Below are 15429 nucleotides of genomic sequence, written 5' to 3' on the forward strand. Positions count from 1 at the left end.
GGCCCCGACCCGCGCCTCCAGACCGTCAGGTGGTGGCGTCAGCCGTGTCGACGCTCGGTCGACGACAGCAACTGCTCGACCTCGCCGATCTCCATCGTCTCCGGCGAGACGGACTGCAGCGGTGCCGCGCTGGGCGCGTGCACCGCGTCGACCAGCCGGTGCATCATCGCGACCGCGTCGTCGACGACCTCGGTGCTCTTGGCCTGCACGCCGTGCAGCAGCCACTGCGCGGTCTCGAGCTCGTGGTGCACGCGGGCGCGCTGCGCGAGCTGGCGGTCGCGGCCGCCGCCGTTCGCCTCGTAGGCGCTGAGGACGGTGTCGAAGGCCTCCTGCCGGCCGGCGAGCACCCATGCCAGGTCCTTCGCCGGGTCGCCGAGCCGCAGCTCACCCCAGTCGATGACGCCGGAGACCGCGTCGCCGTCGACCAGGATCGTTCCGGTGCCGAGCGAGCCGTGCACGACGGTGGGGGTGAACTGCCAGAGCTGCTGGTCGCGCGCGGCGCCCTCCCACCGTTCCTTCAGCGCCGCCGGGACGAGCTTCGTCGCGACCGCGCGGTCCATCACGGAGACCGCGGAGCGGAGCACCTCGAACGGGGTGAGCGACGGCAGGCCGGCGTCGGTCACGAAGCTGGTCGGCAGCTGGTGGATCGCGGCGACCGCGCGGCCGACGCTCGTGGCGAGGTCGGGACGCTCCACGAGCATCGGCAGGGTCGGGTGGGTGCCCGTCAGGTAGGTGGTGACGATGGCGCGGGTCGACCCGATCGGTGCCTGGCCGCGGTACTCGGCGACACCGAACGGGAGGCGCGTGCGGATCCCGGCGCTCAGCGCACGGATCGCGACCAGGTCGGCGGACTGCCGTGCCTCGGCGCGTTGGTTCCGCGGCCGGCGGATCGCCGTCTCCGCACCGTCGGCGTCTCGCAGGACGGCTGATTCGTAGTCCCCGGACGCCACCGAGCCGAGCGTGCGCGTGCCCGTGACGACGAGGCCCGGCACGGCCGTGGTCGCCAACGCGGCTAGAGTGAACTGGGATCCCGCCATGCACCTCAGGGTAGGTCCGCAGCCCGTGGTCGAGCGTGCGCCACGCTGGCCGCGACCGCCCCGGACCACGCGGCGTCCCGCGTCCCGACCACGATCTGACCCGAGGAGCTCCCTGCCGTGACCGTCGAGTTCGCCAGCCGGCTCCCCCTCTCCCGCAACGAGCTCGACCGCGACGCCGAGTTCCGGACGACGGACGACCTCGAGCAGGTCCTGCGCGCGGACCCCGCCACGCGGTACCTGCCGGTCCGCGGCGGGGAGATGCTCCGGAACGCCGACGGCACGCTGCGCTTCGTCACCGCGGCCGAGGTCCCCGACGGCACGACCACGCTCTACCTCGGCCGTGCCGTCGCCGACGCCCCGGACGCCCCCGCCGGCACCCGCTTCGTCGCCGCGCTCGTCGACCCCGCGACGGCCGCGTCGATCGAGGCGGACGACGCTGCGTGGGAGAGCCTGCGGATGTTCGGCACCGAGCTGTCCGCCCGCGACCAGGGCCTCGCCGTCGAGGCCGTCGCCATGGCGAACTGGCACGCCGTGCACGGCTTCTCCCCGCGCACCGGGTCGCCGACCGACGTCGTCACCGGTGGCTGGGTCCGTCGCGACCCCGAGGGCCACGAGCACTTCCCGCGCACCGACGCCGCGATCATCGTCGGCGTGGTCGACGCGGACGACCGCATCCTGCTCGGCTCGAACGCCGCCTGGGACGCCGACCGGTACTCGCTGCTGGCGGGCTTCGTCGAGCCGGGGGAGTCCCTCGAGGACGCCGTCCGGCGCGAGGTCTTCGAGGAGTCCGGCGTGCACGTCGAGGAGCCGGAGTACCTCGGTTCGCAGCCCTGGCCGTTCCCGGCGTCGCTGATGGTCGGCTTCCGTGCCCGCGCGCTCGACGGCGACCCGACGACGGCGCGACCGGACGGGGTGGAGATCCTCGACGTCCGCTGGTTCTCGCGCGAGGAGATCCGCGAGCGTGCCGGTGACACCCTGCTGCTGCCGGGGAAGACCTCGATCGCCCGCGCCATCATCGAGGAGTGGTACGGCGGCCCGCTGGACCTGCCGTGAGCGACCCCGCGCGCGGTGTCGACGGCCGCGCCGGTGACGTCCGTGGCGGCTCCCCCCGGGCCGACGGCCCCGCCGGGGAGCTGCGGCCGCCGTCGCCGGACGAGCTCCTCGCTGCCCTCGACGCCGAACAGCAGACCGTCGCGCGCACGTTGCTCGGCCCGGTCGCGGTCCTCGCCGGCGCCGGCACCGGCAAGACCCGGGCGATCACCCACCGCATCGCGTACGGGGTCGCCACCGGGACCTACGCCCCGAACCACGTCCTCGCGCTGACCTTCACCACCCGTGCCGCCGGCGAACTGCGGTCCCGACTCCGGACGCTCGGCGCCGGCACCGTCCAGGCGCGGACGTTCCACGCGGCCGCGATGGCGCAGCTCAGCTACTTCTGGCCGGACACCGTCGGCGGTCACGCGCCGCGGATCGTCGAGTCGAAGGGGCGGATGATCGCGCACGCCGCGGACACCGTCGGCCTGCAGGTGGACACCCCCGTGCTGCGGGACCTCGCCGGCGAGGTCGAGTGGCGCAAGGTGCAGATGCTCTCCTACGAGGAGTACGAGGCCGCGGCCGCCGAGCGGGTGATGCCGCGCGACACCCCGCCGCGCCGGGTCCTCGACCTCATGCGCGCCTACGAGCAGCTGAAGGACGACCGCCGGCAGCTGGACTTCGAGGACGTCCTGCTCGCCACGCTCGGCATGGTCGAGTCCGAGCCCCGGGTGGCGTCGTACGTCCGGCAGCAGTACCGGTTCTTCGTCGTCGACGAGTACCAGGACGTGTCGCCGGTGCAGCACGACCTCCTGCGAGCGTGGCTCGGCGGCCGGGACGACCTGTGCGTGGTCGGCGACGCCAGCCAGACGATCTACTCGTTCGCCGGTGCGTCGAGCCGGTACCTGCTCGGCTTCGGGTCGGAGTTCCCGCGCGGGTCCGTCGTGCGCCTCGAGCGGAACTACCGGTCGACGCCCGAGGTCGTGCACGCCGCGAACACGCTCATGCGCGGGCAACCCGGCGCGCTCGACCTCGTGGCGCAGCACACCGAACCCGGACCGGAACCCCTCGTCGTGCCGTGCGCACACGACGGCGAGGAGGCGCAGACCGTCGCCCGTCGCATCGCGGACCTCGTCGGCGAGGGAGCGGCGTACGGGGACTGCGCAGTGCTCTACCGACTGGGTGCGCAGTCGGCCGCGATCGAGTCCGCCCTCGGCCGAGCCGGGATCCCGTACCGCGTGCAGGGCGGCACCCGGTTCTTCGACCGCCCGGAGGTGAAGCTCGCCGTGCACCACATGCGCGGCGAGGCCGTGCGGCAGACGGACGACGAGCTCACCCGCCGGGTCGGACTCGTCCTGCAGGTCAGCGGGTGGACGCCGACGCCGCCGGAGGGGACGGGGGCGGTCCGCGAGCAGTGGGAGGCCCTGCAGGCGATCATGGGCCTCGCCGAGGCGGCGCCCGCCGGCATGACGATGCAGCAGTTCACGCAGGACCTCGTCGACCGCGCTGCGACCCACCACGAGCCCGACCTCGACGCCGTCACGCTCGCCACGCTGCACTCGTCGAAGGGCCTGGAGTGGCCGAACGTCGTGGTGATCGGTGCGGCCGAGGGGCTGCTGCCGATCTCGCACGCATCGACCGACACCGAGGTCGAGGAGGAGCGCCGGCTGTTCTACGTGGGACTGACCCGGGCGCGCCGGACGGTGACGGTCACGTGGTCGCGACTGGGTTCCACGCGTGGGGGTGCCCGGGCGCCGAGTCGTTTCCTGGCAGCGCTCGGCACGCACAGCGCGGGTGGAACGACACCGGCTGTCGACTGACCGACAGGTCGTCACGGTCGAAGACCAGCTGCTCGTTGCTCGGCTGCTGCGAGGTGCGGGGGAGCCGCTCGACCAGCAGGCGCGTCGTCGCCGCGCCGATCGCGGCCACCCGGTACGGGGACAACGGTGCCGCGGGGCGGCCCCACACCTGCGCGGCGATGGCAGGCCAGGCCGGATCGTGGTCGGCACGGGCGTACTCCACGCACTGCAGACAGGGGCCGGCACCGGGCACGACGAACGGCCCGAGCCGGACACGGCCGTCCCCGACGACGACGGCCAGGTGCGGGACGTCACGGCGACTCCAAGCGGCGCGGAGGGCGGGGTCGACGACGTGCTCGGCGACGACGACCGCCAGACGCGGGACCTGGGGCGGCAGGGCGACCGGGCCGCCACGCGGCGCGGTGGTCCGCGTCACGGTGACGCCCTCACCGGAGAGCAGGTCCGCGATCGCGTCCGGCAGCCGGCCGGCCCCGTGGACCTCGACGCGGGCGAGCGGTTCCGGCAGGACCTCGACGACCGCGGGCGACGCCGCACCGAGGACACCGGCCGCGACCTCGGGCGGGCAGCCGGTGCTCACCGCGACCCCGGCCAGGGCGTCGCGGCCGGTCTCACGACGCAGGGCGCTGAGGAACCGTTCCTCGCCCGTCGTCGGCACCGACACCACGGCGCGCGGCGGGTCGACGCCGAGCTGCACGGTCGCCGGGTCGCGCCAGACGAACTCCAGCGTCGGATCGATGCGGATGCCCATGCCCACAACGCTGGCGGACCGCGTCGACCCGCGGGGGTGGAGCGGAGGATCTGTGGAGAACTCCGGTGCTACCGCGTCGGGGTGTCGTCGTCGCCGGGGCCCTCGTCGACGTGACCGCTCTCGTCCTCGCGCGGCCGGTCGCCGGTCGCGTCGTTGAGCAGGTCCTCGAGCGCCTTGTCGAACTCGTCGTCCTCGGCGGAGCGACCCGGGTTCCGGAGGCGCAGCACGAAGGCCTCGGGGGAGTCGATGTCCTCGGAGGTCGGGACGGCGTCGAAGTGCGACCAGAGGGCGTCGCGTTGCTCGGTGCCGAGCTCGTCGGTGAGGTGCTGCCACATCGCCGCCGCCTCGCGCAGACGGCGGGGGCGCAGCTCGAGTCCGACCAGGGTGGCGAACGCGGACTCGGCCGGACCACCGGCGGCCCGACGGCGTCGGACCATCTCGGCGATCGCTCCGGAGCGCGGCAGACGTGCGGTGGCGGCCGCGGTCACGGTGTCCACCCACCCCTCGACGAGCGCGAGCATCGTCTCGAGGCGAGCGAGCGCTGCCTCTTGTTCCTCGGTGCGCGGCGGGATGAGCGCGCCCGACGCCAGGGCGTCGCGCAGCTGCTCCTGGTTCGTGGGGTCGATCTCCGACGCGAGTTCCTCGACCCGGTCGAACGGGATGTGGATGCCCCTGGCGTAGTCGGTGATCGACGAGATGATGTGCAGCCGCAGCCAACGCGCCGACCGGAAGAGCCGGGCGTGGGCGAGCTCGCGGACCGCCAGGTAGATGCGGACCTCGTCCTCGGGCACGTCGAGGCCCTCGGCGAACTCGGCGACGTTCTGGGGCAGGAGCGCGGCGACCTGCTCGTCGAGGAGCGGGACGCCGACGTCACCGCCGGACACGACCTCCTTCGACAGCTGGCCGACCACCTGTCCGAGCTGGATCGCGAAGAGCGCCCCGCCGACGCCGCGCATCGCCTTCGAGACGTCGCCGAGCATCGCCTTCAGCTGTTCCGGTGCCCGCTGCTCGATGGCCTCGGTCAGGGCGTTCGCGATGCTGAGCGCCACCGGCTCGGCGATCTGCGCCCACACCGGGGTGGTCGCCTTCGCCCACTGCTCGCGGGTGTACAGGCTGGGGGTCGCGGTGAGCTCGGCGACGGTGGTCGCCTCGTCGAGCCAGAGCGCGGCGACCTGGAAGGCCTGGTCGGACGCCTGCGACGTGGCGGGGTCCACCGGGTGACCGCCGTCGCGGGCGATCGCGGTCGCGCGCTCGGACGCGACGGAGAAGTCGATGCCGTCGCCGCCGGACTGGGCCGCACGCTGCAGCTGGCTCATCAGGTTGGCCACGAAGGCCGGGTCGTTCGGCAGCCCCGCGGCCCCGGCGAGCTGCGAGGGGTCGATCTGGCCCTCGCCGGACAGGAGCTTCCGGAGCATCTCCTGGAAGTCGTCGTCCGGCCCCGGCTGCGGTTCATCAGGCATGACGACTACGCTAATCGCTGCTCACGGGGCCGCACCTGGGACGCCCCCGTGGGAACGCCCGAACCGCTGCGCCGAGGGCGAACAGCACCAGTCGCCAGGGGCGTGGAGCCCCCGTGGAAGGACCCCCGTGACCCTCTTCGCCGCCGAGCCCCGTCGACGTTCGCGCACCCGGACCACCGGGTGGGCGTTCGTGATCGGCGCCGTGGTCCTCGGCCTGCTGGCCAGCATCCTGCCGAGTCCGTACCTCATCGAGGTGCCCGGCCCCGTCTACAACACCATCGGCACGCAGGAGCAGGGCTCGGGCAAGGACGCGAAGGACGTCGAACTGATCCAGGTCAGCGGGCACCCGACCTACCCGACCGACGGCGCGCTCGACATGCTGACGGTCGGGATCCAGGGCGACGCCACGAACCGGCCGTCGTGGACGAGCGTCATCCGTGCGCTGTTCAGCCGCTCCGAGGCGGTCATCCCGGCCTCCGCGATCTACCCGGAGGGCGTGACGACCGATCAGGTGAACCAGCAGGACACGGCCGACATGCAGCAGTCGCAGCAGTCCGCGGTGGCCGCAGCCCTCATCCACCAGGGCTACCGGCTGCCGACCGACCTCGAGGTCGGGACCGTCCAGAAGGGCTCGGCGGCGGACGGCGTCATCGAGCAGGGCGACGTCATCCGGTCGTTCGACGGCACCTCGCTCACCACCAACGCCGACGCGACGTCGCTGCGCGAACTCGTCGCGAAGCACGGCACGTCCGGCCCGGCGACGGTCGTGGTCGAGCGCGACGGCGCGGAGAAGACGGTCGAGCTCACGCCGCGGAGCGAACAGGGCACGGCCCTGATCGGCGTCGGCGTGACCGAGCGGTACGACTTCCCCTTCAAGGTGTCCATCACGCTGCAGGACGTCGGTGGCCCCTCCGCCGGCATGATGTTCGCCCTCGGGATCATCGACGAGATCACGCCGGGCGCGTTGAACGGCGGCAAGCACGTCGCCGGGACCGGCACGATCACCGCGGACGGCGAGGTCGGGGCGATCGGTGGCATCCGGCAGAAGCTGTACGGCGCGCGGGACGCCGGCGCGACCGTCTTCCTCGCCCCCGCCGCCAACTGCGACGAGGTCGTCGGGCACGTGCCCGACGGTCTCGACGTGTACAAGGTGGCCACGCTCGACCAGGCCGTCACCGACCTGCGCACCATCGCCGCGGGGAAGAGCACCGCGAAGCTCGCACGCTGCACCTCCTAGCCCCGGCCACGCGCTCCACGCGACGTGCGCTGCGGTCGCGATCCGCGCCTCCCGAGCGCGTCCAGGAGGCGCGGGTCACCATCCTGAGCCGCCGTACAGGTTCGTTGTCGGTGCGGACCAATAGGATCGACGCACTGACGGCCCGCCGCGCCGGGCCCGCCGGTTCGACACGTCTGGAGCACATCAAGTGACGACCACCTCGTCCACCTCGGGTCCTTCTCCTTCCGGGCGGCGTTCGCCGCGGGTCCCGATCGTGGTCACGATCATCGTGCTGGCCGCACTGGTGATCGCCTTCTTCATCTTCGCGAGCCTGTACACCGACTACGCGTGGTTCGCGCAGCTCGGCTTCCAGCGGGTCCTGACCACGACGTGGATCGCGGGGACGCTGATGTTCCTCGCCGGGTTCCTCGGGATGGCGGTGCCCGTCTACGCGAGCATCGCGATCGCGTTCCGCTTCCGCCCGGTCTACGCCAAGCTCAACTCGCAGCTCGACCGGTACCAGCAGGTCATCGAGCCCCTGCGCCGCGCCGTCATGATCGGCATCCCGGTGGTCCTCGGCATCTTCGCCGGGCTGTCCACCGCCGGGCGCTGGAGCATGGTGCTCGAGTACTTCAACCGGACCCCGTTCGGCAAGACCGACCCGCAGTTCGGGCTCGACATCGGCTTCTACGTGTTCGAGCTGCCCTTCTGGCGGTCCATCGTGGCGTACGCGTCCGCCGTCGTGCTCATCGCGGGTCTGGCCGCCCTCGCCGCCAGCTACCTGTACGGTGCGATGCGCTTCGGCGGCCGCGAGGTCCGCATCTCGAAGGCCGCTCGGATCCAGCTCGCGATCACGGCCGCGGTCTACATCGCCCTCCAGGCCGTCAGCCTCTGGCTCGACCAGTACGCGGCACTCACGAAGTCGAACTCGCTGATCACCGGTGCGCAGTACACCGAGGTCAACGCCGTGATCCCCGGGCGCGAGATCATGGCCGGCATCGCCGCCATCGTGGCGATCCTGTTCATCGTCACCGCGGTCATCGGCCGGTGGCGCATCTCGATCGTCGGTACCGGGCTGCTGCTCGTCGCGGCGATCGTCATCGGCGGCATCTACCCGTGGATCGTGCAGCGGCTCCAGGTGAAGCCGTCCGAGCGCACCTTCGAGTCCGCCTACATCGAGCGGAACATCAAGGCCACGCGCGACGCCTACGGGGTGTCCGGCGTGCAGGAGCGGAACTACGACGCGACCACCGAGGCCAGCTCCGGTGCGCTGGCCCAGGACGCCCAGACGACCGCGAACATCCGCCTCATCGACCCGAAGATCGTCTCGGACACCTTCAGCCAGCTGCAGCAGTACCGGCAGTACTACCAGTTCCCGGACGAGCTCGACGTCGACCGCTACGACGTCAAGGGCCAGACCGAGGACACCGTCATCGCCGTCCGTGACATCGACCTCGACGGGCTGAGCTCGCAGGCGAACACCCCGTACAACCGCGCGTTCGTCTACACGCACGGCTACGGCGTGACCGCGGCGTACGGCAACCAGCGCGCCAGCGACGGCAAGCCGGTGTTCCTCGAGTCGGGCATCCCCTCGAACGGTGCCCTGGGCGACTTCCAGCAGCGCGTGTACTTCGGCGAGACCTCGCCGGCGTACTCGATCGTCGGTGCGCCGAAGGGGTCGAAGAACGTCGAGCTCGACTACCCGTCCGGCTCCGACGACGACAACGGCGGCAACGCGACGACGACGTACTCCGGCAACGGCGGTCCGAGCCTCGGCAACTTCTTCAACCGCCTGGTCTACGCGGCGAAGTTCCAGTCCGAGCAGATCCTGCTGTCCGACGCGGTCAACCGCGACTCGCAGATCCTCTACGACCGCGACCCCATCACCCGCGTGAAGAAGGTCGCGCCGTTCCTCACGCTCGACAGCGATGCCTACCCGGCGGTCGTCGACCACCGCATCCAGTGGGTCGTCGACGGCTACACGACGAGTGACGCCTACCCGTACTCGCAGAGCCAGAGCCTGTCGGACAGCATCGCGGGAGCGGAGAGCTCGGCGTACCGCACCGACCAGGTGAACTACATCCGGAACTCGGTCAAGGCCACGGTCGACGCCTACACCGGCAAGGTCACGCTGTACTCGTGGGACACGAAGGACCCGGTGCTGAAGACCTGGGAGAAGATCTTCCCGACCGCGGTGAAGCCGGTCTCGGACATGAGCGCGCAGCTGCTGGACCACGTCCGGTACCCGACCGACCTGTTCAAGGTGCAGCGATCGATCCTCGGCACCTACCACGTGACCAACGCGAACTCGTTCTACTCGGGTGACGACGCCTGGAACACGCCGCAGGAGCCCACCTCGGGCACCTCGGACACGTCGGACACCAGCGACACGGCGACCACGACGAACCAGGGCACGAACGCCCTCGGGACGACCACGACGCCGCGCGCCAACCTGCAGGACCCGTACTACCTGACGATGAAGGTGCCGGGTCAGGGGACGGCGTACACGCTGTACACGACCTACATCCCGCAGCAGTCCGCCGGCGCGAACAACCGCAACGTGCTGACCGGGTACCTGGCCGTGGACTCCGACGCGGGTGGTGCAGGCAGGGGCAAGAAGGCGTCCGGGTACGGCAAGCTCACGCTGCTGACGATGCCGAAGACCGACAACATCCCCGGTCCGGCGCAGGTGCAGAACCTGTTCAACTCGGACACCGCGGTGTCGGCGGAGCTGAACATCCTGAAGCGGGGCAACTCGACCGTGAAGCAGGGCAACCTGCTGACGCTCCCGGTCGGTGGCGGGTTCCTCTACGTCCAGCCGGTGTACGTCCAGTCGACCTCGAGTGGGTCGTACCCGCTGCTGCAGAAGGTCCTCGTGGCGTTCGGCGACAAGATCGCGTTCGAGGACACCCTCGACGAGGCCCTCAACAGCCTGTTCGGTGGCGACTCCGGTGCCGCCGCCGGTGACCAGGGTGCCGCTGGCGGGTCCGGTTCGGGTTCGTCCGACTCGGGCTCGTCCGACTCCGGGTCGTCCGGTTCCGGTTCGACCGGCGGCTCGTCGGACTCCGGTTCCACGGGCGGCTCGACGGGGTCCGGCACGGTCGACAACGCGGCGCTCCAGCAGGCCCTGAACGACGCCAAGCAGGCGCTCCAGGACCGGCAGGACGCGTACGCGAAGAACGACCTGGTCGCGGCGGCCGAGGCCGACCAGCGCCTGCAGGAAGCGATCCAGGCGGCCACCGAGGCCGAGGGCGGGAACTAGACACACCGTGGCGGGGCACTCGATTTGTGCCCCGCCACGGCCCCGTGTAGGCTGTTCAACGTGCCGCGGGGTGGAGCAGTTCGGTAGCTCGCTGGGCTCATAACCCAGAGGTCGTAGGTTCAAATCCTGCCCCCGCAACCAAGCGTCACAGAGAAGGCCCCGGTCCAGTCGGACCGGGGCCTTCTTCGTGTGCGGAGCTCGTGCGCGTGGTCCTCGCTGGGCCGAGTCTCGGCTGGCCGGACAGTTTCGCGCTGCCGGGGCCCGAGCGGTGTCCGCGGGGACGAGTCTCGGCTGGGCCGACCGCCGACCGCCGACCGCCGACCGCCGACCGCCGCGCGGCTCCCGAGAACCGCGGCTCGCAGCTTCCGCCGATCCGGCACGAGGCGCACGAACGGCCTCCGGAGATCGACGGCTACGCTCGGCACATGGGCACCCTCACGATCGCGGCGGCGCAGTTCGCGCCCGTGGACGACCCGGACGCCAACCTCGCGACCGTCGGCGAGGCAGCACACGACGCCGCAGCCCGAGGCGCCGCCCTCCTCGTCACGCCCGAGTACACCTCGTACTTCACCGCCGACATCGACGACCGCTTCGTCGCCGCCGCGCAACCGCTCGACGGCCCGTTCGTCGCCGGGCTGCAGGACATCGCCCGCGCGACGGGCATCGCCCTCGTGGTCGGCGTGGCGGAGACCGCGCACGCCCCGGGTCGGTTCCGCAACACCCTGGTCGCGGTCCTGCCCGACGGCTCGATCGCCGCGACGTACCGGAAGGTGCACCTCTACGACGCGTTCGGCTCGCGGGAGTCCGACCGCATCGAGTCCGGGGACCCGGCGCAGCTGCCGGTCTTCGAACTCGACGGCGTCCGGGTCGGCCTCGAGACCTGCTACGACCTCCGCTTCCCCGAGGTCACCCGTCGCCTCGCCGCTCCCGAGCACGGTGCCGCCGACGTCGTGGTGCTCCCGGCGGAGTGGGTGCGGGGCCCCGGCAAGGAACACCACTGGCGCACCCTCCTGACGGCCCGTGCGATCGAGAACACCGTGTGGGTGGTCGGCGTCGGGCAGACACCGCCGATCGGCATCGGGGGATCGGTGGTGCTCGACCCGTCCGGCGTGGCCGTCGCAGCGGCCGGCGCGGTTCCGGGCACCCTCGTCGCGACCGTCGACACGGCGGCCACCGACGCCGTCCGTCGGATCAACCCGTCGCTGTCGCTCCGGCGGTTCGACGTCGTGCTGCGCGACCAGTAGGGCGCGGTGACGGGTGTCGAGGAGGCGGGTCGCGCCTCCAGACCGTCAGCCGCGGTCGCGAGGAGCGCGAGACGGCCTGGCCGCGCCTCCGGAGCCTCAGCGGCGATCGGCGAGGCCCGCGAGGCGGCCGGCTGCCTCGTCCAGCACACTGCGTCGTTTGCAGAACGCGAACCGGACCAGCGACCGGTACCCGTCGGCGTGTTCCGGCCGGACGAACGCGGACACCGGCACCCCGACCACCCCGGCGAGCTCCGGGAGCCGCAGGCAGAAGTCACGGGCGTCCGCGTAGCCGAGCGGCGCCGTGTCCGCGAGGACGAAGTACCCGCCGTCGGGCCGGAGCACGTCGAACCCCGCCGTGCGGAGACCGGCGGCGAGCAGGTCGTGCTTCGCCGACAGCTCCGCCGCGATGCCCGAGAAGACCGCGTCGGGCAGCCGGAGCCCGGTCGCCACCGCGGGCTGGAACGGCGCGCCGTTCACGAACGTCAGGTACTGCTTGACCGTCGTGATCGCGTCCACCAGTGCCGGGGGAGCCGTGAGCCAGCCGATCTTCCACCCCGTGGTGCTGAAGGTCTTGCCAGCGCTCGAGACGGTCACGGTCCGCTCGGCGGCTCCCGGCAGCGTGGCGATCGGCACGTGCGGGACGCCGAACGTCAGGTGCTCGTACACCTCGTCGGTGAGGATGACGGCGTCGTACTGCGCGGCGAGCTCGACCACGGTCGTCAGCACCTCGGCCGGGAGGACCCGACCGGTCGGGTTGTGCGGGGTGTTCACGAGGACGACCCGGGTCCGGTCGGAGAACGCGGCTCGGAGCGTCGCCTCGTCGGGCAGGAAGTCCGGCGCAGTCAGGGGGACCGTGACGTGCGTGGCACCCGCGAGCCGGACGAGTGCCCCGTACGCGTCGTAGAACGGCTCGAACGTGATGACCTCGTCGCCGGGCTCGACCAGGGCGAGGAGCGTCGCAGCGAGGGCCTCGGTCGCGCCCGCGGTGACGAGCACCTCGCGGTCCGGGTCGACCTGCAGTCCGTACCAGTGCGCCTGGTGTTCGCTGATCGCCGCCCGGAGGTCGGGCACGCCACGGCCGGGCGGGTACTGGTTGACGCCGTCGCGGATCGCTGCGACGGCCGCGTCGAGGACCTCGGCCGGGCCGTCCTCGTCCGGGAACCCCTGCCCGAGGTTGATGGAACCGGTCGCGGCGGCGAGGGCGCTCATCTCGGCGAACACGGTGGGGGCGGGTACGCCGTCCGGTCCGAGGAGCATCGCTCCCTCGGCCGCTCGCAACCAGGGTCCTGCCTGACGCATGTGGTTCCCTCCGAGGTGTCGACGACCGTCCTCGGTCGATCCCGACCAACCTAGCCTCCGGTCGCGGCCTCACCGGGAACCGCTGCACAGGTCACGCATAAGATCGCCATAGGTCGCTCGCAGCGTCGTCAGGAGCACCGCTCAGGTGCGTCCGACAGACTGCACGAGCTTGAAAGGAGCACGTCCAGCATGACGAACACCACGCCCAACGGGCAGGGCGACGACTTCCGTCCGGACGACACGGCCGCACAGGCCGGAGCCGAGGACGCCTCGCCGAACGACTCCCGGCACACGGACGACGCTCCGACGAGCGACACGCGAGCGGACCACACCGATGTGATCCAGCCCGCCCCAGCGAACGAGACCGACGTCATCACCCCGTCGGCGGACCACCCAACCGACCGGTACACGGCGCCCTACCCGACGGTGTCGGGCGATGGCAGCCAGACCGGTGCGACCGCCGAGTACGGGCAGTACGGCCAGCAGCAGTACGGCCAGGGCAGCCAGGGTCAGGACGGCCAGTCCGGCGGCGGGTACGGGCAGCACGCCAGCCCGTACGGCGGACAGCACGCGTCCGGTCAGCAGCCGACGAGCCAGTACGGCCAGCAGCCGACCAGCCAGTACGGTCAGCAGCAGTACGGGCAGGGCAGCCAGTACGGGCAGGGTCAGTACGGGCAGGACGGCCACCACGGTCAGCAGCAGTACGGGCACGGCTCGTACGGCCAGCAGCAGTACGGCCAGGACAACCAGTACGGCCAGCACGGCCAGTACGGCGAGCAGCCCCGCTACGGCGAGTACGGCCAGCCGAGCTCGGCACCGGCCTCGGCGTCCGAGTACGCGAGCGCTGCCTCGGCGCAGGCGCCGGGCTCCGCCACGAGTGCCTTCGGCGACGTCGACGGCTCGAACCAGCGCAACGGCCACTACTTCGGCGCCGGCGCTGCCGGTGGTGCCGGTGCAGCGACCACGACCCGCACGAACGAGCGCCGCAACAAGCTCGTCCTGCCGATCATCGCCGGTCTCGTCGTCGCGGGCCTCGTCGGTGGCGGTGCCGGTTGGCTCGCCGGCTCGAGCAACGGCGGTGGCACCGTCATCGGGTCCTCGTCCTCGCAGAGCGGCGGCAACCTGACGGTCAACGACTACAACAACGCGACGGTCGTCACCGCGGTGGCGGCGCAGGCGACCCCGTCCGTCGTGACCATCAGCGTCTCGGCCGCCAACGGGTCCGGCACCGGATCCGGCGTGGTGTTCAGCAAGGACGGCTACATCGTCACGAACACCCACGTGGTGACCCTCGACGGCGACAGCTCGAACGGCAAGATCACCGTCACCACCGCCGACGGCCGGATCTACCCGGCGAAGCTCGTCGGCACCGACCCCACGGTCGACCTCGCGGTCATCAAGGTCGACGCGACCAACATGAAGCCGATCAGCTTCGCCGACTCGTCCGACCTCAACGTCGGCGACACGGCGGTCGCCATCGGTGCCCCGCTCGGGCTGTCGAACACGGTCACGGACGGCATCGTCTCGACCCTCGACCGCAGCATCCAGGTCACCTCGAGCGCACCGAGCAAGGGCGGCGACTCGAACGAGGGCGGCGGCAACAGCGGCGGCCCGTTCGACTTCTGGGGCAACGGCGACAACGGCAGCAGCTCGTCCTCGAACAGCACGGTGTCGCTGCCGGTCATCCAGACGGACGCGTCGATCAACCCCGGCAACTCGGGTGGTGCCCTGCTCGACTCCAAGGGCAAGCTGATCGGCATCAACGTCGCCATCGCGAGCGCCAGCAGCTCCTCGGACTCGACCAGTCAGTCCGGCAGCATCGGCGTCGGCTTCTCGATCCCGTCGAACCTGGTCAAGCGGGTCGCGAACCAGATCAAGGACGACGGCTCCGCCACGCACGGGCTCCTCGGGGCGGTCGTCGGTGACGCCGCGCAGAGCGACGGCGCCACCCAGATGGGCGGCCTCATCAAGTCCGTGTCCTCCGGTGGAGCGGCGGCGAAGGCCGGCCTGAAGGCCGGCGACGTCGTCACCAAGCTGGGGTCGGCCACGGTCTCCGACGCGACCGACCTGACCGCGCAGGTCCGGTACTTCGCCGGTGGTGCGAAGACGACGATCACCTACATCCGCGGCGGGGAGACCCGGCAGGCGGACGTGACGCTCGGGACCTACAAGGGCTGACGCGGTCGCGACCGCGACGGACGGGAGGCGCGGTGCCAGCTGGCACCGCGCCTCCCGTCCGTCTGTCCGGGCGTCGCAGGCCGACCATCGACCGGCACCGTGCCTCCGGTCGGTCCGTCTGTCCGGGCGTCGC

General features: G+C 71.8%; 10 protein-coding genes and 1 tRNA gene. 7 read left to right on the top strand and 4 right to left on the bottom strand.

The features are described 5' to 3' along the window. Positions 1-38 precede the first annotated feature (38 nt). A complete protein-coding gene (locus AAEP86_RS08625) occupies positions 39-1037 on the bottom strand; it encodes a phosphotransferase (protein WP_420370131.1) in 999 nt (332 codons plus the stop codon). Positions 1038-1154: 117 nt separating this feature from the next. On the opposite strand from AAEP86_RS08625, the gene nudC reads away from it, so the two are divergent. Then, positions 1155-2090 carry an NAD(+) diphosphatase gene (nudC, locus tag AAEP86_RS08630; protein ID WP_420370132.1) on the top strand — a complete coding sequence of 312 codons (936 nt, stop codon included), beginning with the start codon at positions 1155-1157 and terminating at the stop codon, positions 2088-2090. After that, positions 2087-3889 carry an ATP-dependent helicase gene (locus AAEP86_RS08635; RefSeq protein WP_420370133.1) on the top strand — a complete coding sequence of 601 codons (1803 nt, stop codon included), beginning with the start codon at positions 2087-2089 and terminating at the stop codon, positions 3887-3889. The genes nudC and AAEP86_RS08635 overlap by 4 nt, the downstream gene beginning before the upstream one ends. Here AAEP86_RS08635 and AAEP86_RS08640 read toward each other — a convergent pair. Continuing rightward, the gene (locus AAEP86_RS08640) at positions 3780-4637 is read right to left on the bottom strand and encodes a TOMM precursor leader peptide-binding protein (RefSeq protein WP_420370134.1); all 858 of its coding nucleotides are present in this window, start codon (positions 4635-4637) and stop codon (positions 3780-3782) included. The two genes, AAEP86_RS08635 and AAEP86_RS08640, sit on opposite strands and share 110 nt — an antisense overlap. 68 nt (positions 4638-4705) lie before the next feature. Further along, complete coding sequence (locus tag AAEP86_RS08645) at positions 4706-6097, bottom strand: zinc-dependent metalloprotease (RefSeq protein WP_420370135.1); 1392 nt, start codon at positions 6095-6097, stop codon at positions 4706-4708. A gap of 127 nt (positions 6098-6224) precedes the next feature. On the opposite strand from AAEP86_RS08645, the gene AAEP86_RS08650 reads away from it, so the two are divergent. The 4 genes from AAEP86_RS08650 (at position 6225) to AAEP86_RS08665 (ending at position 11819) form a co-directional block, all read left to right on the top strand. Then, the gene (locus tag AAEP86_RS08650) at positions 6225-7334 is read left to right on the top strand and encodes a PDZ domain-containing protein (RefSeq protein WP_420370136.1); all 1110 of its coding nucleotides are present in this window, start codon (positions 6225-6227) and stop codon (positions 7332-7334) included. A gap of 253 nt (positions 7335-7587) precedes the next feature. Continuing rightward, a complete protein-coding gene (locus tag AAEP86_RS08655; protein ID WP_420370137.1) occupies positions 7588-10575 on the top strand; it encodes a UPF0182 family protein in 2988 nt (995 codons plus the stop codon). 64 nt (positions 10576-10639) lie between these two features. Then, positions 10640-10716: transfer RNA gene (locus tag AAEP86_RS08660), tRNA-Met, on the top strand. Between the two features lie 284 nt (positions 10717-11000). Beyond that, on the top strand, positions 11001-11819 hold the full coding sequence (locus AAEP86_RS08665) for a carbon-nitrogen hydrolase family protein (RefSeq protein WP_420370138.1): 819 nt from the start codon (positions 11001-11003) through the stop codon (positions 11817-11819). Between the two features lie 96 nt (positions 11820-11915). Here AAEP86_RS08665 and AAEP86_RS08670 read toward each other — a convergent pair whose 3' ends face one another. After that, positions 11916-13118 (bottom strand): aminotransferase class I/II-fold pyridoxal phosphate-dependent enzyme, encoded by a 1203-nt coding sequence (locus AAEP86_RS08670; protein ID WP_420370139.1) that lies wholly within the window; start codon positions 13116-13118, stop codon positions 11916-11918. Between the two features lie 189 nt (positions 13119-13307). Between AAEP86_RS08670 and AAEP86_RS08675 the strand changes: the two genes are divergently transcribed. After that, positions 13308-15296, top strand: coding sequence for a S1C family serine protease (locus AAEP86_RS08675; RefSeq protein WP_420370140.1), 1989 nt, complete (start codon positions 13308-13310; stop codon positions 15294-15296). Positions 15297-15429 lie beyond the last annotated feature (133 nt).

The organism is Curtobacterium sp. L1-20 (genome assembly GCF_048755855.1).
GTDB lineage: Bacteria > Actinomycetota > Actinomycetes > Actinomycetales > Microbacteriaceae > Curtobacterium.

What these genes read in the sequence shown, in the direction of transcription:
- AAEP86_RS08625 (WP_420370131.1), bottom strand. Translation starts at nt 1,037, where the DNA reads ATGGCGGGATCCCAGTTCACTCTAGCCGCGTTGGCGACCACGGCCGTG.
- AAEP86_RS08640 (WP_420370134.1), bottom strand. Translation starts at nt 4,637, where the DNA reads ATGGGCATCCGCATCGATCCGACGCTGGAGTTCGTCTGGCGCGACCCG.
- AAEP86_RS08645 (WP_420370135.1), bottom strand. Translation starts at nt 6,097, where the DNA reads ATGCCTGATGAACCGCAGCCGGGGCCGGACGACGACTTCCAGGAGATG.
- AAEP86_RS08665 (WP_420370138.1), top strand. Translation starts at nt 11,001, where the DNA reads ATGGGCACCCTCACGATCGCGGCGGCGCAGTTCGCGCCCGTGGACGAC.
- AAEP86_RS08670 (WP_420370139.1), bottom strand. Translation starts at nt 13,118, where the DNA reads ATGCGTCAGGCAGGACCCTGGTTGCGAGCGGCCGAGGGAGCGATGCTC.
- AAEP86_RS08675 (WP_420370140.1), top strand. Translation starts at nt 13,308, where the DNA reads ATGACGAACACCACGCCCAACGGGCAGGGCGACGACTTCCGTCCGGAC.